General features: G+C 40.1%; 15 protein-coding genes and 1 tRNA gene. 8 read left to right on the forward strand and 8 right to left on the reverse strand.

Annotated features, from left to right (window positions below):
• Window positions 1-18 precede the first annotated feature (18 nt).
• Window positions 19-93, forward strand: a tRNA-Val gene (locus F8N35_RS08030).
• 58 nt (window positions 94-151) lie between these two features.
• Here the strand turns inward: F8N35_RS08030 and F8N35_RS08035 are convergent.
• From F8N35_RS08035 to F8N35_RS08055, 5 genes are all read right to left on the reverse strand, one after another.
• Complete coding sequence (locus tag F8N35_RS08035) at window positions 152-640, reverse strand: hypothetical protein (RefSeq protein ID WP_293051070.1); 489 nt, start codon at window positions 638-640, stop codon at window positions 152-154.
• Between the two features lie 183 nt (window positions 641-823).
• Window positions 824-2,731, reverse strand: coding sequence for a DUF3857 domain-containing protein (locus F8N35_RS08040; protein WP_293051073.1), 1,908 nt, complete (start codon window positions 2,729-2,731; stop codon window positions 824-826).
• 11 nt (window positions 2,732-2,742) lie between these two features.
• On the reverse strand, window positions 2,743-4,719 hold the full coding sequence (locus F8N35_RS08045) for a DUF3857 domain-containing protein (protein ID WP_293051075.1): 1,977 nt from the start codon (window positions 4,717-4,719) through the stop codon (window positions 2,743-2,745).
• Window positions 4,720-4,996: 277 nt separating this feature from the next.
• On the reverse strand, window positions 4,997-6,202 hold the full coding sequence (locus F8N35_RS08050; RefSeq protein ID WP_293051076.1) for a cofactor-independent phosphoglycerate mutase: 1,206 nt from the start codon (window positions 6,200-6,202) through the stop codon (window positions 4,997-4,999).
• 241 nt (window positions 6,203-6,443) lie between these two features.
• Complete coding sequence (locus tag F8N35_RS08055) at window positions 6,444-8,174, reverse strand: DUF4153 domain-containing protein (protein ID WP_293051079.1); 1,731 nt, start codon at window positions 8,172-8,174, stop codon at window positions 6,444-6,446.
• A 210-nt stretch (window positions 8,175-8,384) separates the two neighbouring features.
• On the opposite strand from F8N35_RS08055, the gene F8N35_RS08060 reads away from it, so the two are divergent.
• The 5 genes from F8N35_RS08060 to F8N35_RS08080 all read left to right on the forward strand — a co-directional run bounded on the left by F8N35_RS08060 (window position 8,385) and on the right by F8N35_RS08080 (window position 17,912).
• On the forward strand, window positions 8,385-9,656 hold the full coding sequence (locus F8N35_RS08060) for a DUF2851 family protein (protein ID WP_293051081.1): 1,272 nt from the start codon (window positions 8,385-8,387) through the stop codon (window positions 9,654-9,656).
• 133 nt (window positions 9,657-9,789) lie between these two features.
• Window positions 9,790-12,693 (forward strand): TonB-dependent receptor, encoded by a 2,904-nt coding sequence (locus tag F8N35_RS08065; protein WP_293051084.1) that lies wholly within the window; start codon window positions 9,790-9,792, stop codon window positions 12,691-12,693.
• 288 nt (window positions 12,694-12,981) lie between these two features.
• Window positions 12,982-15,888 carry a TonB-dependent receptor gene (locus F8N35_RS08070; RefSeq protein ID WP_293051087.1) on the forward strand — a complete coding sequence of 969 codons (2,907 nt, stop codon included), beginning with the start codon at window positions 12,982-12,984 and terminating at the stop codon, window positions 15,886-15,888.
• Between the two features lie 120 nt (window positions 15,889-16,008).
• On the forward strand, window positions 16,009-16,737 hold the full coding sequence (locus F8N35_RS08075; protein WP_293051090.1) for a carbon-nitrogen hydrolase family protein: 729 nt from the start codon (window positions 16,009-16,011) through the stop codon (window positions 16,735-16,737).
• Between the two features lie 8 nt (window positions 16,738-16,745).
• Complete coding sequence (locus F8N35_RS08080) at window positions 16,746-17,912, forward strand: transglutaminase domain-containing protein (protein WP_293051091.1); 1,167 nt, start codon at window positions 16,746-16,748, stop codon at window positions 17,910-17,912.
• A gap of 8 nt (window positions 17,913-17,920) precedes the next feature.
• Here F8N35_RS08080 and F8N35_RS08085 read toward each other — a convergent pair whose 3' ends face one another.
• The 3 genes from F8N35_RS08085 to F8N35_RS08095 all read right to left on the reverse strand — a co-directional run bounded on the left by F8N35_RS08085 (window position 17,921) and on the right by F8N35_RS08095 (window position 21,151).
• Window positions 17,921-19,723, reverse strand: coding sequence for an LTA synthase family protein (locus F8N35_RS08085; protein ID WP_293051093.1), 1,803 nt, complete (start codon window positions 19,721-19,723; stop codon window positions 17,921-17,923).
• 141 nt (window positions 19,724-19,864) lie between these two features.
• On the reverse strand, window positions 19,865-20,815 hold the full coding sequence (locus F8N35_RS08090) for an aldolase catalytic domain-containing protein (protein ID WP_293051096.1): 951 nt from the start codon (window positions 20,813-20,815) through the stop codon (window positions 19,865-19,867).
• Window positions 20,816-20,854: 39 nt separating this feature from the next.
• Window positions 20,855-21,151: a chorismate mutase gene (locus F8N35_RS08095; RefSeq protein WP_293051098.1), complete on the reverse strand. Its 297-nt coding sequence runs from the start codon at window positions 21,149-21,151 to the stop codon at window positions 20,855-20,857.
• A 287-nt stretch (window positions 21,152-21,438) separates the two neighbouring features.
• On the opposite strand from F8N35_RS08095, the gene F8N35_RS08100 reads away from it, so the two are divergent.
• Window positions 21,439-22,314, forward strand: coding sequence for a glycoside hydrolase family 16 protein (locus F8N35_RS08100; protein WP_293051101.1), 876 nt, complete (start codon window positions 21,439-21,441; stop codon window positions 22,312-22,314).
• A gap of 85 nt (window positions 22,315-22,399) precedes the next feature.
• Window positions 22,400-23,737, forward strand: coding sequence for an NADP-specific glutamate dehydrogenase (locus F8N35_RS08105; RefSeq protein WP_293051104.1), 1,338 nt, complete (start codon window positions 22,400-22,402; stop codon window positions 23,735-23,737).
• Window positions 23,738-23,765 lie beyond the last annotated feature (28 nt).

Genomic DNA, 23,765 nt, shown 5'->3' on the forward strand with positions numbered 1-23,765 from the left:
GGGCGGTATTTTTGTCTTGAGATATTAGCTCAGCTGGTTTAGAGCGCTTGCTTGACAGGCAAGAGGTCACTGGTTCGAATCCAGTATGTCTCACACAAAAAAGCCACTTACAAAGAATTTTGCAAGTGGCTTTTTTGTATACTGTTCTATTTTATTCTTTCTCTGATCCTACAACTTTAGTCAGCCTTTTATCAAAGAAAAACTTATATGTGACCATTCCTTGTGACGGAGTTTGGAAAGTATGCGACATTTTCCATCCGACATACTGTCCTTTGAAAGCTTTTGCATAAATATCAGCCTGCGTTTTGAGCAATGCAGAAGAATCTTCGTATTGCTTTACTTTCTCTTGCACAGCTTCCTGTTCTTTTGATGTAGGAGCCAAAATAGCATTACCTGTTTCTGTCACAAATAAGTTATGATAATATTCTGCTTTTCGTGCAAGATCTACATAACCTGAATCAGTTTTATAAGAAGAGAATAAAGAATCAAGGCTTCCAAAACTAATAGGATGATAGCTTTTATAGTCACTTAACGTGTGCGATAACTCTTCATCAATCAACTTCTGCGCTGTTTCTTTATTATTACCACACGATGACAAAACAGCAACAACCACTACAAATAAAAAGAGTCGTTTCATCATAAATTCAGATTTAACGCGCTTGAAAACTGCGATTCAAACACTCATTGTAAATCGCAAAGATACAATGATTCTATCGATTCGTCTGCTTGAAAAGCGGAAAATATTGTTGTTCAAGCAAAAATAAATATAACGACTTGCGTTCAACGGGGAAACTCTTCACAAACAATTCATCACAAATAACTACTAATCAGCCTTCAAAACAATCTGCGCAGAGAATGCATTATTTATTGCCACCATAAAATCTTTCATTTCATTATTCATATTGGCTGGATAAGTACCTCGCTTAATGTTTATCTTTTGAACTATCATCAACTTACCATCGTGTTGTTGAATAGTAGAATGGAAACTTCCAAATGTTTTTTTCAAAGACACGTTTGACGGACAAGACTCAATCCGTACTCCTTCGGGCAGTGCAATTTGAATAGTATCAACTTCCAAACCTCCATTCTCAAAAACGAATGGATATTTCCGGTTTCTTTTTGAAAATAATTTCATACTATTCTTCAAAGGATTGACGGGACAAAACAGGCGTGTACCGGATTTAGCCGCATACGTTTCTGAATTCAACTTATATTTTACAGTCATCCGTGGGAGCTCGTCTCTTTTTTCCACACATGAGATGTCAGATATTGTCATATTCGGCAAGTGAAAATCAGCTTTGATATCTTTGACACGTTCGTCATTATTCATATTTTTCTCAAAATCGAGCATCCCTCTAAATTCATGCATCTCATATCCGCACTGTACATTCGCCTTCATCATACCGTTCTTATATACACTCACTTGCAAATATTTATGCGTATAAGACAAAGTATCCGCATATTGAGGTAGTTTATATAATTTACCTCCCTCTGGTGTGACCAAAAGAGCATTATGCCCTGCAATATTATCATGCACATACCCAAAAGGAGTATACTGACTTGTACATTCCAACGGTATTGTATCCGTTTTAAAAGGCACTGTAAGAATGGCATGATTAAACTGTGCGGGAGTTGCAAATTCTTTTATAAACTGCTTCTTATCTCCGCTATAGATTATCGTAAAATAAGATTCGATACCTACGGCTTTCAACATTGCCCTCAAATAGTTGCTTAAACCTTTGCAATCACCGAATCCTGTTTGATGAACACTGGATGCTGCAATAGGCTGCCAGCCACCGACACCTAACTGTATACTCACATAACGAGTGGATTTTTGCAAAAATCCATAGATTTTTTTCACCTTTTCTTTATCTGAAGTCAGTCCAGAAACCATACCTTTAAGTTTTTCAACAAATTGATCAGGTAAAACATCTCTGTCTTTGATAAGATTCCATTCAAATTTACCGACATCATTCCATGAATTCAATGAACCTGTGAACTTATCATAAGCAAACTCACACGGTTTTATCATCATCAAAGGCACAAAGCTATCTATACCTGCCATTACAGGCTCTTCATCAATAGCTTTAAATCCCACGGACTCCCACCGGCACACATCGGACCCGTCTTTGCTTGTCTTCACTGCCTCTTTTGAGAAATTACGTGTAAAGACATTATATTCAACTCCTTTTGGAATTTGCAAAACATACTCCGCATTCTGCAAAGATTGATTATAATTATGTACCGGAGCAAAAACAGGAAACATTACAATCCCGTTTTTAAATTTAATCTCATACTCATATTTGATAGTATATGGGTAATTGGGCTGACTGTAACTATATATGTTTTTAATTTCATCAGATGCTACTTCCTGAGAAAATGAAGATGTAATCAAGTCTGCATTCCGTATTTTTTTCACCAACTTTCCATTTGCATCGTATACTTCTCCTGAAAACTTTTTAAGTTCCCAAAATTGACCTGTTCCTTCAAAAAAATCCGCTTCATCTTTTCCTTTTTCATCCAGTATCGTTACAACACGAACCACTTTTTGCAATCCATTATGTTGATCATAATACTCGAAGTGCGTAGATTCATACCGAACAACTGAATATGCATCCGTTTTTAATGAATCCGGAATCTGACTAACCGGGTAATTCAGAGTTTCTGCCCCGGCGACAGAAACAGAAACTCCAAACAAAAAGGCTATTACAACAAAATACGACTTCCACATACAACCCATTATTACAAATTGATTTTTTTCAAGACTACCTGCTCGTTGTTTTTTGCCACAATATGAGACCAAAAATCTTTAAGGTTCACGTACTCGTTTGTAGGATAAAGAGTCTGATTAAATGTAAGAGAAGATACGAGCTGTATTGATTCTCCCGCATTCTGTACCAGATAACTGTACAACGCGTCTTTGTCGTTAATTGCTACCTTTTCCGATTTGGGCATTTCTTCAACCGCAAAACCAGTTGGGACAACAATAGATATGGCATTTCTGACTGTCCGTGGATATGACAGCTCTACCGGCAATTCTCTTTTATCGGCTGTAAATGGGTTGGATTTTTCCTGGAATAGAGTTAACAGATTAACATAAAGCTTCGAATCTGCAAGAGAAGCTGCCTTGTTAAAAGTAAATTTCTCAAAAATGGGTTTATTTATACTATCAAGCCCGACAATTTCGTAATTATCAATATTCACCCCATATTTATTCTGTAAAGATTCAATCCATTCATCTCTGTTTTTATACTTTTTATACTGTTCCCGAAAATCATAAGCCAGCTGATTGGTTTTTAACGACGAGACCTCAACAATCATCTTATCGTTTTCAAATTTAATCAGTGAAACGTTTCTCTCCGAACTGGAGTTAATATGAGACAAATTGACCCAATCTGACAAATTACTTTCCACACCTCTGAATGAACGAGCCATGTCCACCAAATATTCATCATCCAACACATTTATCGGAGCATTTTTTCGGGACACGTCCATAAAATATTTATTATCATCCACATCTACCCCAACCACAAAATAATTAATACTATTGATTGAAGGATTAGCTCTCGGAAGCCTACCTTCACTCCTACTGCTCATAACTATCGGATAGGCATCAAATCCGGCATCCTTAAGGATATTAATTAAAATAAAATTCATATCAGCACTATTGCCGACGCCATCTTTCAAAGCTTTCTTCAGAGACGCATTATATACCGACGTTTTTTCATTCCACTTCACTTTCGATTTGACTAATTCATATAATGCCTGTATTTTTTCGACATTCGTCATTTTTGAGTCTTTAATTGCTTTCACTTCCTCTTTCAGCAAACCCGATTTCTTAAGATTGCCACCAAAGTCACTATCATCCATCAATTGTTTTTCAACATCTTTCCAGCTATACGCAAATGATTTATAGACTGCACCAGGTATTTGCACCCCTGATATTTCAAAAGAGACAGAAGTGATATAATCATTCATATAAGCAACAAACTTATCTTTTTTAAGAGCCGGAAGGTTCTTTGCTTTCAGCAAAATATGCTGACTGGCACATGTTAAAGTGCCGCCATTTAGTAGCAAGGTTTGATTTTCCGGTTCCCGAATAGTTTCCAGTGGGCAATATCCTCTGGTATTGATATTAAACGAAAAATATTCAGGAATCAACACATCATAAATACTTTGGCAAACAGGAATCTCTCTTTGAAAGCGCCAAGAGCGAATACTCCCCTCAAAATCGGACATAACAGTATACTTATATTCAATTAATGTCCCTGCCTTTACATTCGGCAACGTAATTTTTTTCTGGAAAACTTTTTCTTTAATATTCTCGGTGAAGATATATTCTTTTGATAATCTTGTCTTTTCAACCTTTCCACCTACATAATTATAAGAATAACCGTCAATACTTTGCACAGTTTCCCTGCTGTTAGGCCCGTAATCTTCATATCGAATTTTTATATTTGCACAATCAGCTCCTTCCGGCTTGAGGATTTTTATTTTGGCATAAACATCAAAACACACTTGAAGATTATTATTATTCACCTGATAATAAGTACTCCCTTTTTCGTAAAGAACAACAGCCACAGCACTCGTATCTGCGGCAAAGGAACTCATCTTCACTTCTTCTTCTGATACTTTACCAAATTTATTGGTATCTTTTTCTGCTGCTAGCATAAACACATAAGATAAACAGCAGACCAGGCACACGAAAATTTTCTTCATCTTAGCATGTTTTTAATTAGTATGTAAATTCAAGGTTATTCTTGTAAATAAAATTAAATATCTATTTTACAGGATTTTAAATATAAAAAGCAAAAACACTGAGTATTAAATTTTATCGGGATAAATATACTATATTTTTTATAATTAAAACTATATAAACAAATTTTTCCTAATTAACCTTGTAATGTATTTTCAAAGCAACAGCAACAGGCACAAAAAAAAGGAGTCATTTATTATTACAACAAATGACTCCTTCAACAAAAAAAGCAGATATCTATCAGTTCAACAATATTTGCATAAATTCCTGACTTTGCAGCATTCCGTACGAACCTTTTTGCGCTTCAAACTCATCATAAATCAACACGGAATCAGACTGTTGCCCCGGACGATAAATCACGAACGGCACCGGATTTGCAGTATGGGTTCTTATACTGCACGGCGTAGGATGATCTGGCAGTATAGCAATTGTGACCGGCTCTTCCCACTTGGAAACTTCGTCAAATATTGGCTTCACCACCCTGCTATCCAAATATTCTATGGTTTTCACCTTCAAAGCCACATCTCCTTCATGGCCGGCTTCATCGCTTGCTTCGATATGAAGATAGACAAAATCATCAGTGCGTAATGCGTCAATAGCAGCCTGCGCCTTACCTTCGTAATTAGTATTATAAAGTCCGGTAGCACCTTCCACGACAATAGGCCGTAATCCGGCATACACACCAATACCCTTAATGAGGTCTACAGCAGAAATAACCGCCCCACTTTTCACTCCAAACAACTGATTTATAGTTTTCATCTGAGGGCGATAACCGGGAGACCATAACCATATACTATTCGCAGGATCTTTACCCGCTGCCTTTCTTCTAATATTCACCAGATGATTTTCCAGTAGCTGTTGAGATTTCAATGTTAGCTCATTCAATCTTGTTGCGGTTGCTTCAGCTTCGGCTGCCAATGCTTTTATCATTACATTCGCAAAAGGAGTTCCCGGTACGTCGTGCGGAGGTGTACATTCGAGATGTTTATTTCCACCTTTCATCTTCAACAAATGGCGATAAGAAACCCCGGGAAAGAATCTGACAACTTCATCGCTAAGCTCTTTATTCAAAAACTCAATCAGTTCGGAAGCCTCTTCGTTTGAAATATGGCCTGCCGAGTGGTTTTTTATTTTTCCATTCTCAATGCAAATTAAATTACATCGCATAGCCATTTCTCCATCTTCAATATCAATGCCCATACTGGCAGCCTCCAAAGAACCTCTTCCTTCAAATACCTTCGGAACATCGTAGCCTAATACAGCCAGATTTGCTATTTCGCTACCGGGAGTAAAACCTTCCGGAATAGTCTTCAGCATACCCGAGCAACCCAATGCTGCGAGCTTGTCAATATTCGGTTTGTTAGCCGCCTGCAACGGAGTTTTTCCTCCGAGTTCAGCAATCGGCTCATCGGCCATACCATCACCGAGAATTATAATATATTTCATTTGCAAATAGTTTTAGTTTAGAAGGACATGTGGAACAAAATGTTGCTAAAAGTTACATTCTCATCAATCAGAGTTCGAAGCAACATGTTCATTTCATTCTGTGATATTTCAACCAAAAAATATTACAGATAGCTATTTTTACCCCTCGTATTTTTAAAAAACAACTCTTTTTTGTACCACAAAGATACAAAAAAGAGTTATGCCTGACTGCCCCAAATTGCAGCCTTTCGAATTTTATCAGTCAATACATCAGGTACGCTTTCAAATAGCCAACATGGAATGAGCGGGTCTTTCGATTATAATCACCAGATACAGAAAGAATAATGATTCTATAATTTGGTCCATTCAACGTCATTTCATCTTTAGTGTATTTATTTCGTTTTTCCGTTCCGGCATTCACAAACTGCTGTAGTTTGGATTCCAGCGAAATCGTTATTTGTTTGGACGGCTGAGTTTTGGTTTGAACAGAAACAACCGCACCTTTAACTTGCAAAACAACATTCTCATCCTCATATGGATTATCCGGAGTGAACGACTTATTAATTGCTACTATTGTTGAATACGGTGCAACCTTGGCAGACCATGTACCCTCTCGCTGCCAGGCATCAAACGATTGAATAGTTTTGGAGCTCGTTTCCTGCATTCCGAAACGATTAATTATTTCCCGCGAACTCATTTTCCCAACCGGAGATGCAAACAAATATTGTAAGCTTTCATTTCCATATGTCTCAACAAGATAATTTGTAATTTCAGCTATTCTGTTTCGCGAAATTGAATCTACAGCCATAACCGGAATCGTCATTTTTACCGTTCCTCCTTTTTCCAACAAATGCAAACCAGATAAACGATTTTTCAATTCTTTCTGTAAGCTATGTTTCGTAACATTTCCAATACTCCATGGACCTACCGATGATAGAAATGCAACCAAAGCAAACGACACCACAATCCACTTAATATATTTTGATTGCACTATAAACAACCAGATACTCACTCCAAACAGCCACAAATTCAGCAGCAAGACATAGAGACGATTGATTGTCGTGCCGTAATCATCCAATCTTCTTACTATGGCAATAAACATCAGCACCAACAAAGGAAGAAGAACCAAGGGGAAATACTTAGCCTGCCACACCACGATCTTGTTTTCCCCGCGGACACGAAGCGGATAAAGAATGATTATTGTAAGTAAACCTCCGATTCCAAGTGCAGACACCAACGTAGAAACCCAACCGTTGGGCAATTCCCACTTAGCAATAATCTGAAACATGTACACATACAAAATCGACAAATAGATACAAAGGATAGGCAACAGGATATATAGTCCCAGGATTTTAAGCACCTTATTAAATTGAACATGATTATCAAATTTATCGTCTGCATAAGGAATAGACGCCAACCAATAAACCGGAGCAAAAATAACAAAACAAAAAACATTAAGGTATCCGTAGACTTTTTCGTTTATAACGACATGAAATAATTTATCGAGAGACAACAGCGCCAAGCCCAATCCTCCCATCAATACTGATGCAAAAAGATACGTTACCAGCAACAGTACAATAATATTATACACAAAGTTCCAAAATGGAATTTCACGGGCTTTTTTCAGGAATGCAATAAAAAATATGGATAATGCAAAAGAGACAGAGATAACAACAACCTGATAAATATGAACCGCCTGCAAGTGTTTCGGCAAGGTTAAACAGTAAACAAGCCAGATTACCACAACAAGAATCTCCACAGAAATAGCCATAAGTTTATTCCGCATCTCCTCACATAGCAGTGTAGTAGCAATAGACAAGAAGATTCCCCCCAAAAACAAAGGCCACATAAATTCGCTGATTTCCACCTTATAGTCATGTATTTTCAACACAAACAACACACTTGTTCCTAAAACAAGCAATAATGACAATGGAAAGCGGACTAATACCAGCTTAAGCTTTTCGTTCCAGTTCTTAAAAAGATAGAGTTTCATAGTCTGGCAGGTTTAATATAGGTACTAAGACAGAATTTGCACATCAAAGCTAAATAAACAACTGACTTCAAAGATACTACCAAGAGTAACAAATCCGCAAACACAAAATCATTTTACCAATAAACAAACACATATTTTTCAAATTAAACAAAATCTGCTAACTTTGAATCACTACACAAAGAGAAAAATCTAAACATAAATTACTTACGGATGAAGGAAGCTCTACTCCAGTATGCATGGCAGCATAAACTTTTCTACACTGGTAAACTGGCTACAATTAAAGGGGAAAAAGTGGAAGTCATAGATCCCGGACAACTCAATAAAGATGCAGGTCCTGATTTTTTCAATGCAAAAATTAAAATCGGAGAAACTTTGTGGGCCGGTAATGTTGAAGTGCATGTAAACTCGTCCGACTGGAAAAATCACCATCATTCCGAAGACTATGCCTACAACAATATCATTCTGCATGTTATAGCCAAACATGACGCTGACATTTTCAGAACTTCCGGTGCAGAAATAGAACAATTGATACTCCCCTGCCACGAAGATCTTGAATCCCGGCACGAAGCATTGATGGAGCCAAAATCGTTTGTTTCGTGCGCTAAACATTTAGACAAAGTTCCACGTATTCTTCTTTCCGGCTGGAAAAACTCTTTACTAACGGAACGGCTTGAGCTAAAAGTAAACGATATTGAAATACTTCTTCAAAACACGCAGAACAACTGGGAAGAAGCCTTTTATATCACGCTAGCGCGTAATTTCGGAACAGGCATTAATTCCATTCCATTTGAGCTTTTAGCTAAAAGTTTACCACAAATATACCTTGCAAAGCACAAAGAGAATCTGACACAAATTGAAGCAATGCTATTCGGTCAGTCCGGATTATTAAACCAATCTCCAACAAGCGATTACGCAAACAAATTAAAACAAGAATACTCCTTTCTGAAAGCCAAGTATAAGCTTCAACCCATTGACGCCCATCTCTGGAAACTGCTCCGCTTACGCCCACAAAACTTTCCTCACATGAGGATTGCCCAGTTTGCTACCCTAACAAGCAAATCCTCAAAACTCTTTTCAAAAGTTGTCAACGCAAAGTCCATCGAAGAAATGGAATCATTGTTTGAATGCTCCACATCCGAATACTGGCAATCGCATTACACTTTCAACAAAACATCACATCCGAAGCAAAAACCTATCGGTAAATCAACGATCAAAATTCTATTAATCAATTCTGTTGTACCTTTGCTTTTCACTTACGGACGATACAAAAGTGACGAAAGAATGCAAGAAAAAGCACTTACATTATTGGAGCAAATCACGCCCGAACAAAACAGTATTATAAAAAAATGGAAGCAATACAACATCGTTGCAACCACTGCATTTGACAGTCAGGCGCTAATTCATCTCAAGAAGCAATATTGCGACTGTAAAAAATGTCTTCAATGTCGGATTGGACATTATGTGTTAACACAAAATCCATAACAAAGACCGTTTTACAAAATAACTTAAATACAAAATCTGACATTAAACTATTTAGCGTTCTTACCATCATAAATAATGATTGTTAACTGGAAACAATGCGCCTGCAAGAACATCAACACTAAATCATACACTGATGAAAAATCTGATTTTTTTTCTGTTTCTGTGCTGGTCAGCAACTACTTTTGCTCAAAGCCTTACGGTAACCGGATATGTGTTTGACTCTAAACACAAACCTCTCCCCGGTGCAGCGGTATACTTGTATACCAAGAATGATCCCAACCACAGAATGGGAAATGTTGCCAATACTGATGGTTCTTTTTCAATTAATGGACTTGGTTTTGGCCCATACATAATGCAGATTTCATTTGTTGGATTTAACAACCTCACACAAAATGTCGTAATATCAAAAAACAATCAAAACCTGGGTAGTTTCATACTTCAAGAAGAAACAATTAACCTCAAGGAAGTAACCGCTGTCGGACGTGAAAGCCGTGCCGTGCAACTGAATGACACTATGCGATACAATGCAGATGCTTTCAAAACCATTCAGGGCGCAAACGTTGAAACGCTTATATCGAAAATGCCTGGCATTGTAGTGGATGGATCGGGGAACGTACAGGCTCAGGGTGAAGCTGTTCAAAAGGTTTTAGTTGATGGAAAACCATTTTTTGATGGAGATCCGACCCTTGCTTTACGAAACCTCCCGGCAGAAATTGTTCAGAACATTGAGGTATTTGACAAAAAAAGCGAGCAAGCCGAATTTACTGGCTTTGATGATGGAAATTCTGTGAAAACCATTAATGTCGTGACACGTCGGGGAATGCAAACCGGTGTGTTCGGAAAGCTAACAGGCGGAATAGGAATGGATCAGGACAACAAAGTAGATTATCAGGGGTCTGCATCCGTGAATTTATTTAATGGAAACAGACGGATCACTCTATTGGGAATGTCTAACAATATCAATCAACAAAACTTTTCACAGGAAGACCTTGCCGGCATTATGAGTGGAGGTGGTGGCCGTGGTGGCCGTGGTGGAGGTAGTGGAGGTAGTGGAGGTGGTGGAGGAAGGAACAGCGGTTCCTCTCTAATTTCCGGCGGATCTGGCGGATTAACAAACACGAATGCCGGAGGATTTAATTACACTGACAAATGGGGTAAAAACATCGATATTACCGGAGGTTATTTCTTCAATATGACCGACAACACATTAAATAAATCAAGTCTCGGAACCTATTTCAAGCCCGATTCAAAGGGTCGTATCCAAACCTATGACGAACTGGATCATTCCAACACGACCAACATCAACCATCGGTTCAATCTGAAACTGGATTACACAATAGACAATAACAACTCATTGACTTTTATGCCAGCCCTGAGTTTTCAAAAAAACACAGGCAACAGTTCCATGTTGTACAATACCTATCTCAATGCGCTATCGTCAACCAACACAAAAACAAATTCAAACAACGATGTTACGGCAAACAATCTGTCTGCATCTTTGTTGTTCCGTCATAAATTTAGCAAAGCAGGCCGAACAATCTCCATATCATTGAATGGAAGCTCCAATCAAAACAACAATGACGGGTACGCTGAAAAGCATTTTATTAATACTGCGCTGACAGAAAACGATTATCAAACTATTCTCAATAATTCGAACGGGTATAGTCTGGGATCGAATGTTATTTATACCGAGCCCTTAACCAAAAATGCAATTCTACAAGCTGCTTACCGCATCAATTACAATCATCGCGATATTGATAAAAAAACGCTCGATTATTACACGATGGTACTGGATACGGCTTTGTCAAACCTTTATAACAGCGACTATCTGACTCAACAGGCTGGTTTAGGTTATCGTCTGCGCAGCAGTAAAGGACTGATGTTGATGGCAAATCTTGATTTTCAACATGCCTCACTCACCGGTGATCAAACCTATCCTCTTAATGTTCAGACAGACAAATCATACAACAGTCTCTTACCCAGCTTTATGCTGAATTACAGGCTAAATTCTTTCAATTCACTCAGAGCGTCGTTCCGTTCATCAACATCGGCACCATCTATTCAACAATTGCAAAATGTCATTGACAATTCCAATCCGGCAGCCATTACAGGAGGAAATCCGGGTCTGAATCAACAAATTTCAAACAGGGCAATGGTACGATATACGTTTACCCCAAAAACAGGGCAGACATTAATCGTTATGCTCAGCGCCGGCAACACCCTGAATTATATAGGAAACTCCACTTTTCTTGCCACAAAAGACAGTGTACTGCAAAAAGGTATAGTTCTTCATAGTGGAGCACAATACAGTTCTCCGGTCAACCTTTCGGGCAATTGGAGTGCTAATTCATTGGTTACATTCGGATTTCCCATCGATTTCCTTAAAAGTAATTTGAATTTATCCGGCAATTTCGGATATAACCAGCTGCCATCTCTATACAACGGAGTCAAACAAATTACCCGCAATTACACCATCACCCCAAAGGTAATTCTGGGCAGCAACATCAGCGACAAACTCGATTTCACACTTTCTTACAGTTCATCTTTTAACATTGCCCGTAACAGTCTTTCGTCAGTATCTAACAATACATACCTGAACCAAACTACCGGTTTCAAAATCGACTGGATCTTCTGGAAAGGATTTACACTCCAAAACAATATGACTTATCAGAATTATACTGGCCTTTCGGCAGGTTTTTCACAAAATTATTTCCTGTGGAATGCCGGAATAGGCAAAAAAGTTTTTAAAGGAGACCGGGGAGAAATCAAATTGCAGGCCTACGATATTCTTCATCAAAACAAGGCTTTGGTTCGCAACGTCACGGATAACTATTACGAAGATGTAACAACCAACGTACTCAAACCATTCGTGATGTTGAGTTTTACATACGATTTACGAAACTTCAAAGGCCAACAGTATCAAAAGCGTCAGCAACAGGAAAACCAGCAACGACGCCAGCAGTGGCAAAACGGAGGAATGCCAGACAACAGCCAACCTCCTGCAGGAGGTAAGCCGGGAGTTGGGCCTATGATGTAGTTTTTTCAAAACTAATAAAACGGACAGCATAATCATGTTGTTCGTTTTTTTTTGTTTTTTCACCATATTCCCCGAAATTTACGCATATCAAAAATTCCAACAATAATTATCTTCCATACGAAATTAGCCTCCACATGCTATTACTAAAAGCCGGAATCAGATTGTTTTGCAAAAATAATTTAAATTATCATGACTATATTAAACTTTTCAGCGTTCCTCGCATCTCATTAGTGACCTTTATTTTGAAATACTTCTCTTTTTTTAATTAAACGCAAAATCCAAGACCTAATGAAAAACCTTTTTCTCGCTCTGTTTTTTTTACTCTCGGCGACAGTTTCGGCTCAAAACATCACGGCAACCGGATCTATTTTTGATTCAAAGCACCAGCCACTCATTGGCGCCACCGCAACTCTCTTTAGCAAAAATAACCCAAGCCATAAATTAGGTGATGTCGCAAATGCCAACGGCAATTTCACCGTTAGAGGGCTATCGGTTGGTACATACACCATACAAATTTCGTTTGTGGGATTTACGACTTTGACCAAGAGTATTGAAATAAAACAAAACAACCAACGCTTAGGTAGTTTTACACTAAAGGAAGAATCTATAGACCTAAAAGAAATAACGGCTGTAGGACGAGCCACCCGCGCACAACAAACAGAAGATACTATAAAATACAATGCCGATGCCTTCAAGACTATTCAAGGCGCCGATGCAAGCACACTGATTTCCAAAATGCCGGGCATCGTAGTGGACGGTTCCGGAAAAATACAAGCTCAGGGTGAAACCGTACAGAAAGTACTTGTAGATGGCAAGCCTTTTTTTGATGGAGACCCAAATCTGGCTTTAAAAAATCTGCCTGCAGAAGTTGTACAGAATATCCAAGTATTCGATAAAAAAAGCGAACAGGCCGAATTTACAGGATTTGAAGATGGAAACTCGGTAAAAACGATCAACGTAATCACGCGAAGGGGTGTGCAAACCGGAGTATTCGGAAAATTCAATGCCGGCATAGGTATGGATGAAGATAACAAAACCGATTATCAGGGATCAGCATCGATGAATATATTCCGAGGTGACCGACGCATCACTCTGTTGGGTATGTCAAACAATATCAATCAGCAAAACTTTTCACAGGACGATTTAGCCGGTATTATGGGTGGTGGAATGGGAATGGGAAGAGGTGGTCGTGGCGGTGGCTTCGGAGGCGGTTCCACTCTGGTTTCCGGAGGTAGTGGCATAACCAAAACCAATGCAGGTGGTTTGAACTATACTGACAAATGGGGAAAGAAAATCGATATTACCGGTGGTTATTTCTTCAATATGACTAATAACACTTTAATCCAGACTAAAAACGACTCCTATTTCAAACCGGATGCTTTGGGTCGCTTCCAAACGTCTGATGAAAACGATTTTTCCAAAACCAGAAATATCAATCACCGTTTCAATCTCAAGCTGGACTATCAAATCGACCCTAATAACTCGTTGACATTTATGCCAAGTTTAAGCTTCCAATCCAACAACGGGACCAGCTCAATGCTTTATAATACTTATCTGAACGGACTTTCATCGACGAAAACCAACACAGCCTCATCCAGAGATGTTACTGCCAATAACCTATCGGGCATGTTATTATATCGTCACCGATTCAGTAAGTCGGGGAGAACTATTTCGCTTACCCTGAATGGAAGTTCCAACCAAAACAATAATGACGGCTCTACCGATCAACATTTTCTCAATAATGCCATAACGATTGATAACTACCAGACAATTCTGAATAACTCAAACGGCTATAGTCTGGGTGCAAATGCTATATACACCGAACCATTGGGCAAGACCGCTCAATTGCAGGCTACCTACAACGTTAATTACAATCACCGGGATATCGACAAACAAACATTAGATCGTTTGACAATGGTATTGGACACAGCATTATCCAACTTATACAATAGTGATTACCTAACTCAATCCGGCGGTTTGGGATATCGCCTCAGCAGTAAAGGATTAATGTTAATGGCCAACCTTAATTTTCAACATGCAGCTCTCACCGGAGATCAAACCTACCCTTTACTTGCCAATACTGACAAGTCATATAACAGTGTATTACCCAACATGATGTTGAACTACCGTTTCAATGCATACAATACGGTAAGAGTATTTTTACGCTCGTCAACGGCAGCCCCTTCTATTCAACAGCTACAAAACGTAATAGACAACTCAAACCCGGCAGCTATTACGGGAGGAAACCCAAATTTGAACCAACAAATATCAAACAATGCATTGTTCCGTTACACTTTCACCCCAAAATCGGGTCAAACTCTGATTGTGATGTTCAGCGCAGGCAACACAGTTAACTACATTGGAAATTCAACTATTTTGGCCACCAAGGATAGCGTACTGCAAAAAGGCATCATTCTTCGAAATGGCGCTCAATATAGCTCTCCGGTCAACTTATCCGGTAGCTGGAACATGAACTCGATGTTTACATTCGGATTTCCGGTAGATTTTCTCAAGAGCAACCTGAATATTTCGACCAACTTCGGATTCAATCAAATCCCCTCTCTTTACAACGGGGTAAAACAGATAACAAAAAATTACACTATTGCGCCTAAGGCAATCCTTGGCAGTAATATCAGTGACAAACTCGACTTTACTCTTTCGTATGGTGCTGCCTATAACCTTGCCCGCAACAATGTGTCCTCGATATCGAATAATACCTATTTGAATCAAACAGCAAGTTTCAAGCTCGATTGGATCTTCTGGAAAGGACTTACTTTCCAAAACAACATGTCCTATCAAAACTACCGCAGTTTTGCTAATAGCCTTTCAAGTGGTTTTACTCAAAACTACTTTCTTTGGACTGCCAGTGTAGGTAAAAAAATAATGAAGGGCAACAGAGGCGAAATCAAATTACAGGCTTATGACATCCTGCGCCAAAACAAATCATTGACTCGCAATGTTTATGACAACTATTACGAAGATGCAGTTTCGAATGTACTTAAACCATTTGTAATGGTAAGCTTCACTTACGACTTGCGTAATTTCAGCGGACAAAAATACCAACAGCAACAACAGAATCAGAATCGTCAGCGTCAGCAGATGTGGCAAAACGGCGGAATGCCTGGTGGTGGAATGCCTCCTGCCGGCAGTATGCCTCCCGGAGGCGGTATGCCGGGTGGAATGCCAATGATGTAATCCTAAAATTTATCCTCAAGGCTGTAAGTAAAATCTGATTACTTACAGCCTTTTTCTTTTATTCGCATTTCAGGAGGCAGCGGCTTTTCTTAACTTTGCACAAAAATCAACACGAATAAAATGAAAATTTGTGCCGCCCAGACATGCGCCGTCAAAGGTGATATTGAAAAGAACATTGTCAAACATCTGCAATTTATTGAACTTACCATTGCAAATCAATGCGATTTGATACTTTTTCCGGAACTATCCCTCACCGGCTATGAACCAACGCTAGCCAATGAACTTGCAACGACCAGCAAGGATGATCGGCTCAACTGTTTCCAACAACTAAGCGACCGACACAAAATCATTATCTGTGTTGGGTTGCCAACCAAAATAGAGGCAAAACTTTTCATCAGCATGATTATTTTCCAACCAGATAAAGAGCCCATCACGTATTCAAAACAACACCTCTACCCTACAGAAACAGACTATTTCTCCCCGGGAATTACGCCTGTTTATCTTCAGGTTGAAGAAACAGTTGTTGCACCGGCTATTTGTTATGAGCTTTCCATCCCAGCGCATTCAGCAGCTGCGCATCAAAACAAAGCTTCCATTTATTTAGCCAGCGTCTTGAATTCCGTTGCGGGAGTTGATGCGGACTTGCAAAAGCTTTCGGGAATTGCCCGCAAATACCATATGATTACATTTATGGCAAACTATGTTAGCGAATCGGGAGGATATAATTGTGCCGGTAAAACTTCGGTCTGGCATTCGGATGGCTCACTGGCAGCTCAATTAGATAGCACAAACGAAGGAATTTTAATCTACGACACAATAACCAAAGAAAGTGTTTGTAAATACATCTGATTATAAATATGCGCATTTACCTTTTTATCCTGATTTTAATCGGTTATTCTCTTTCTGCTCAAGCCCAGAATGACTATTCTTCGGTTGACAAAATTGCTCTTCAGCTAGCAGAAGCCGACAGTCACAAAACCGATGACATTGCCCGCTATATCAACACTCATTTCAATACACCGGACGACAAAGCCTGGGCTATTTTCTGCTGGATCACCCACAACATTGCCTATGATGTGGAAAATATGTACAAAGCCAATCTTTACCAAAACACAAATGAAATTGTAGAGCGGACATTGAACACTCGAAAGGGAATTTGCATGTCTTACACTGAACTATTCAATGCCATTGCCGCAAAAACGGGATTAAAAGCGTTTGCTGTACAAGGATATACAAAGCAAAACAATAAAGTGGATATATTGCCACATGCGTGGAATGCCGTTCTGATCGGATCGGAATGGTATCTGATCGATGCAACCTGGGGTGCCGGATATATACAAAACGGGAAATTTGTCCGCCATATCGAAAACGGCAATTTCAAAGCAAATCCTCATCAATTAATCAATACGCATATTCCATTCGATCCTCTGTGGCAAATGCTGGATTATACCGTTACCAATCAGGATTTCTATGATGGCAAAACAGGACCTGCCAACAAAAAGACCTTCAACTATAAAGATTCGCTGTCGGAATATCAAACTTTACCGGAGAGTAAACAACTCAGCGATGCCGCCCGGCGAGTGGAAGCCAACGGCGTAAAAAACGCTATGATTTACGAACACCTGCAACACCTTCACCAGCAGTTGGAATATTTGCATAATTACAAAATGACCGATCTTTTCAATAAGGCCGTTGCTCATTACAATAACGGTATTGCCCTGCTGAATCAGTTTATCAATTACCGGAATAACCAATTTAATCCTAAAAAAGAAGAGAAAGAAATCCGGCAAATGGTGGAAAGTGTTAGCATAGAGCTTTCGGCATCACAAAGTCAGTTGAATGAAATTCAAAAGCCGGATGCACAAACAGCGGCATCCTTAGCTCAGTTAAACAAATCGTTGGAGCAGGCTACCGCCGGAATGAACGAACAAAAAGCCTTTGTCGATAAATATTTCAAAACAGGTAAACTGTTCCGCAAAACATTGTTTTACAAATACACTTTGATGGGTATACCCGTTCGTTGACGTTCAGGCTACTGTTTACCGAAATAATCGCGCGTTACCATCAAATCAGAAACATTCCAGGCCGATTTGATATGCTCACGGATGTTAGGAGCTGCCGACTGTGCCGCGCCAAACTCATGCATACGGGCATTGACGGCAAAAGGAGTTTTTTCGGATGCAAAAATACTCGTTCCCAAACCATGCCACTGGTATTTTTGCAAGCCGAGAATGGAAATTAAAGAAGGATAAATATCGATTTGTCCCATAACCGGAGCGTAAGTTTGTTGCCGGTTTCCATTCACTACGATAAACGGTGTAAGTGCAGTCTCTACATTCCAGCGTTTGGCATATACCCGCCATTGTGCCGGCTGCCGTTTGTTACAATCATGATCGCCGGTAATAACCAACACCGTATTGGCAAGCAGTCCGCCACTGCGTAATCCCTGGACAAACCGGCCAATACATTGATCCACGTAATGAATAGCATTCAGGTAAGCGGCCATATCAGCAGGACAATCGGCCGGTACTTTCAGATAAATGCGGTCGTTCGGCAATTTATAGGGATCGTGCGAACTTAGCGTAATCATCTGCGCCATAAAAGGCTGTTTAAACGCCTTCAGCTTTTCAACCGACTGAGCCAAAAAGGTACTATCGGTAAGTCCCATCTCGTAATATTCGTCGCAATTATATTGATCGACAGCAATCAGATCATCGTACCCCAATTGCTTTGTCAAAACGCCCTGATTCCAAAAAGAGGCATTACCTCCCAGCATTGTATGGGTATTATAACCTTTTTCTTTCAACGCTTTTGCCAATGTAAAATAGGTATTGCGGGCATACCGAAAACAAGCAGCTCCGGTATGAGGCGGAAGCATTCCGGCATTGAATATCAGCTGAGCGTCGCTGGAATGTCCACCGTTTACCTGAGGCACCACATGAGGAGCATACAGGCACGATTCGTCTTTCAACAACCGATTAAGATTGGGTGTAATTTCAGTTCCATTAAGCGAATTCCCAATGGGGAAAGATTCAAGCGACTCAACAATCAGGAAGATTACATTTTTGCTTCCGACTTCGTGAACCGTCACCGGACTCATATCCTTCTTATTATCCTTCAACCATTTTTCCACAATTCGTTTCTCCGCCGCTGTCATTTGTGCTTGTTCGTGCAGGAGACTTTTAGCCTGATAAACCCAACAATGAAAAAAGCCATAGGTAGAAGCGCCTTCCACTAAATCGTATCGAAACTCATTCTCTTCCGACAGCAAATTACTTACCTGATTCCTATCCTTAAAAAGGTTATAACCAATAGTAATTACAATTGCAGCCAGGACAACCGAGCCACTTATTGCCCTCAGACGAATCGACTCCGGGATGATTGTTTTGCGAAAGAAGAACAGATAGCTCAATAACAGCAAAACAGATGGAATCGGGAAAAACCAGTCGACTTTTCTGAAGGAACCGAGAATACTGTCGCCCAAGCCATTCAGGTTATTCACCATAGTAAATGAGTCGAAAGGCAACAAAGTAAAATAGGTACGGTAATATAACAAGTTACTAATGCAGTAAAAGTTGAGCAGAAAAAGCACAACCAATAGAATCTCCTTATGCCTGCGCATTAAAAAATAAGGCAAGGCTAGGATTAACGCCGATGTAATATGAAGGAAGACCGACGAAGGAATATCCGTACTAATCGGTTGTTCTACAATATCCAGAAACAACCAGAAATTGTAATAAAAAGCAGTTGTGAACAAGAGAAAAAACAGAAGATTGTAGCGATATGGCAACAAGTTCTGTAAAAGAAATTTACACCGAAGGAAGAAGGTTCTCATCTGATAGTTTGGGCCCTGATTTTGGCGCGACAAAGATAGATACATTTTCGCTTCTTCAATACGAAAATTGGTTAAAAATAAATGCACAAAAAAGCTGTTGCACAGGATAGTACAACAGCTTTATATATTGCGATACGAAGACTATTCCAGCACTTCGTTATCGTGCATTTTACGCATAAAAGTCACGAAATCGTTTCTCTGATCAGAATCCATCCATTCAAGCCCACTGCGAGGGTGTTCGTTCAATGCACCGGTAATCAGGTAAGGAATGTGATAGCCCCAATCGATACTCTTTTGCATGGGGTGAATATGATCCTGAATAGCCTGCAACAGAGGCAACAAACGGTATTTCGGATTCTTGAGAAAAGCAATTAGAATTTCGATCGGACAGTTACCTGCTCCACGACCTAACCCCATCAGTGTCGCATCCAGCATGGTACAGCCCTCTTTCAAAGCTGTAATGGTATTCGACATAGCCAACTGCATATTGTTGTGTGCATGAATACCAATCTCTTTCCCGGGCAAAGCATTAATATATTTGCGTACCAGATGCTCTACCGAATCCACGAACATACTGCCAAAACTATCGACGGCGTAAAATACGGGAACGCGTGATTTGGCAATATCTTTCAACGCCTCGTCGAGATCGATTTCATTCACCTTCGACACAGCCATCAGGTTGATACAGGTTTCGTAACCCTTATCCATACAATGATGTGCCAGTTCAACCGCTTTATCCACCTGATGAACATAACAGGCAACACGAATCATATCGAGAACGCTTTCCGATGCCGGTGGAATGTCCGACAACTCAATACGACCGATATCGGCCATGGCCGAAAGTTTCAGGTTGGTCTCGTTTTTGCCGACAATGCGCTCCAGGTCTTTCTGATGACAGAATTTCCAGGGACCCATTACATTGCGATCAAAAGCCTTTTCACTACTCAGGTAACCGATTTCCATATAATCAATTCCGGCTTCCACGCAGGCATTGTAGACTCCGCGTACAAAGTCATCGCTAAACTGCCACTTGTTCATCAGACCTCCGTCTCGCACAGTACAGTCCATTACTTTAACGTTCTTCAAGTACATCGTTTTTAATATCTGTTATTTTAGTTTGTCTTTAATATCTTATTTCAGCAATTTCATCTCTTCTTTGATGAAATATTCAATAAGTATGGCATATATCTGCTCAAAAGCCTCTTTATCAAGTCCCAACTCCTGAGCCCATTCACCACGAACGCGGATCACTTCGTTTTTGCGATCTTCGGCAACTACACTGACTGCATCCGTTTTAAATTTCACAATTTCCTTGACGTACTGAAACCGTTGCGAGAAGAGAGTTATAATCTCTCTGTCAATCGCATCAATTTGAGAACGGATATCTTCTTTACTGGCACATTCAGACGGTAATTTTGATAACTTCATCGAGTATTCTATTGAATATTTCTAATTTTACTCCGCATTATCAGCTCCCGGCGAATAACAAACGAAATATTATTCATAAAGTCAAGCCCTATCGCGAAATTGTTACAAAGATAATAGAATTTCGCCATTCAGGTATAATTTGTCAATTATTTAATCGATTATTCTTACAATTAATAAGCATTACGACAAAAAACGCTTGAAATAAAATTCATCACAACTTGCATGTATTTTGAACATGAATCCATTCAAATCTTCCTAAATTTGCAAACCAACAAACCGGATTAAACATGAAAACACTACTCTGCTTTTTAATTTGTCTATCAACTTCTACAATTCAAGCATTTGGAATCTCTCCCTACGCTCCCGATTTTTCAAAGCCGAAACCACTTGCTGGCATGAAACTGGTTTTCAACGAAGAGTTTAATAAAAACGGCAAACCCGACTCCTGTATATGGTCATATGAAAACGGATTCAAACGCAACCAGGAACTACAATGGTATCAGAGCGATAATGCTTACTGCAGAAATGGATGTCTGATCATCGAAGGTCGCAAAGAAAGCCGCCCTAATCCGATCTATAAAGAAGGCAGCTCCGACTGGAGAACCAGCCGCAAAGAAATTCAATACACCTCAGCAAGCATTCAAACTGCCGGAAAGAAAAGCTGGCTTTTCGGACGCTTCGAGATACGTGCCCGAATCGATACCGCAACCGGATCGTGGCCGGCCATCTGGACTCTTGGCTCCGGTCGTGAATGGCCTTCGTGCGGAGAAATCGACCTGATGGAATTTTATCGACCGCAAGGAATTCCGACCATTTTAGCCAACGTTGCCTGGGGCACTGACGTCCGCTACAAAGCAAAATGGAATTCGGTCAGAAAAGCCATTGCCCCGTTCATTACTAAAGACAAAAACTGGCCCTGCAAGTTTCACGTATGGCGTATGGACTGGACCAAAGAGTACATAAAGCTCTATATTGACGACATTCTCCTCAACACCACATTGTTAAGCGAAACCATCAACCCGGACGGCAGTAATCCGTTCCTTCAACCACAATATCTGTTGCTCAATCTGGCTCTTGGAAGCAATGGCAGAGACCCGGCAAACAGCATCTTCCCCATTAAATACGAAGTGGATTATGTAAGAATTTACCAACAGGCACAATAAATTTTCTTTCCATAATTTGAACATTTTTTACATTCAGATTGTATCTTCGTTGCATCGGAACATCAACCATAAATGATTAATCACCATGCAAGTAGAACAAGTCCTCAACGATCTGAAGCAACGGTTTCCAAACGAACCCGAGTATCATCAAGCTGTAGAAGAGGTACTACTTTCAATCGAAGATGTGTATAATGCCCATCCCGAATTTGAAGCTCAAAACATCATCGAACGCATATGCATACCGGATCGCATCTTTACTTTCCGTGTAAGCTGGGTCGACGACAAAGGCAAGGTACGTACCAACATGGCTTATCGTGTTCAACACAACAATGCCATCGGACCCTACAAAGGAGGAATGCGTTTTCACGCCTCCGTTACTCTCTCTATTCTTAAGTTCCTTGCTTTTGAACAAACCTTCAAAAATGCACTCACCACGCTACCTATGGGCGGTGCCAAAGGTGGATCGGATTTCAGCACTGAGGGCAAATCGGATGGAGAAATCATGCGTTTCTGTCAGGCATTCATGACCGAATTGTGGCGTCACATCGGCCCCGAAACTGATGTACCGGCCGGTGACATCGGAGTCGGTGCACGTGAAGTGGCCTACATGTATGGCATGTACAAAAAGCTGGCCCGCGAAAATACCGGAACCTTTACCGGCAAAGGACTCGAATTCGGGGGATCGCTGATTCGACCTGAAGCAACCGGTTACGGCAACATCTATTTTTTGATGAACATGTTGAAACGCAAAGGGATTACCGATCTAAGCGGTCAAACCATCGCCATTTCGGGATCTGGTAATGTGGCAACCTATACTGCACAAAAAGCTTTAGAGTTGGGAGGAAAAGTCGTGACAATGTCGGACAGCAACGGTTATATATATGATCCGGACGGTATCAACAAGCAAAAGTTAGATTACATATTCGATTTGAAGAATATCCGACGGGGACGCATCCACGAATATGCCGACACATACGGTTGCAAATATGTTGCCGATGATACGCCATGGAAAGAAAAATGCACCATCGCCCTACCCTCTGCCACACAGAATGAAATCACCGAAGAAGACGCAATTGCATTGGTAAACAATGGCTGTATTGCCGTATCCGAAGGTGCCAATATGCCAAGTACTCCCGAAGCTATCGAGGTTTTCCTGAAAAACAAAATTATGTTCGCCCCGGGCAAAGCAGCCAATGCCGGTGGTGTTTCCGTTTCGGGACTGGAAATGAGTCAGAATTCCATGAAGCTCAGCTGGCCGAAAGAAGAAGTAGACCAACGCTTACAACACATTATGGCCAGTATTCATGATGCCTGTGTAAAATATGGCACCGAATCCGATGGTTATGTGAATTACCAGAAAGGAGCCAATATTGCCGGTTTCATGAAAGTAGCAAGAGCTATGATGGCACAGGGAATCCTTTGAGAATAATGAATAATAAATGGTTAACGGT

Origin of the sequence: Paludibacter sp. (assembly GCF_009712605.1) — a bacterium.
Taxonomy (GTDB): Bacteria; Bacteroidota; Bacteroidia; order Bacteroidales; family Paludibacteraceae; genus Microbacter.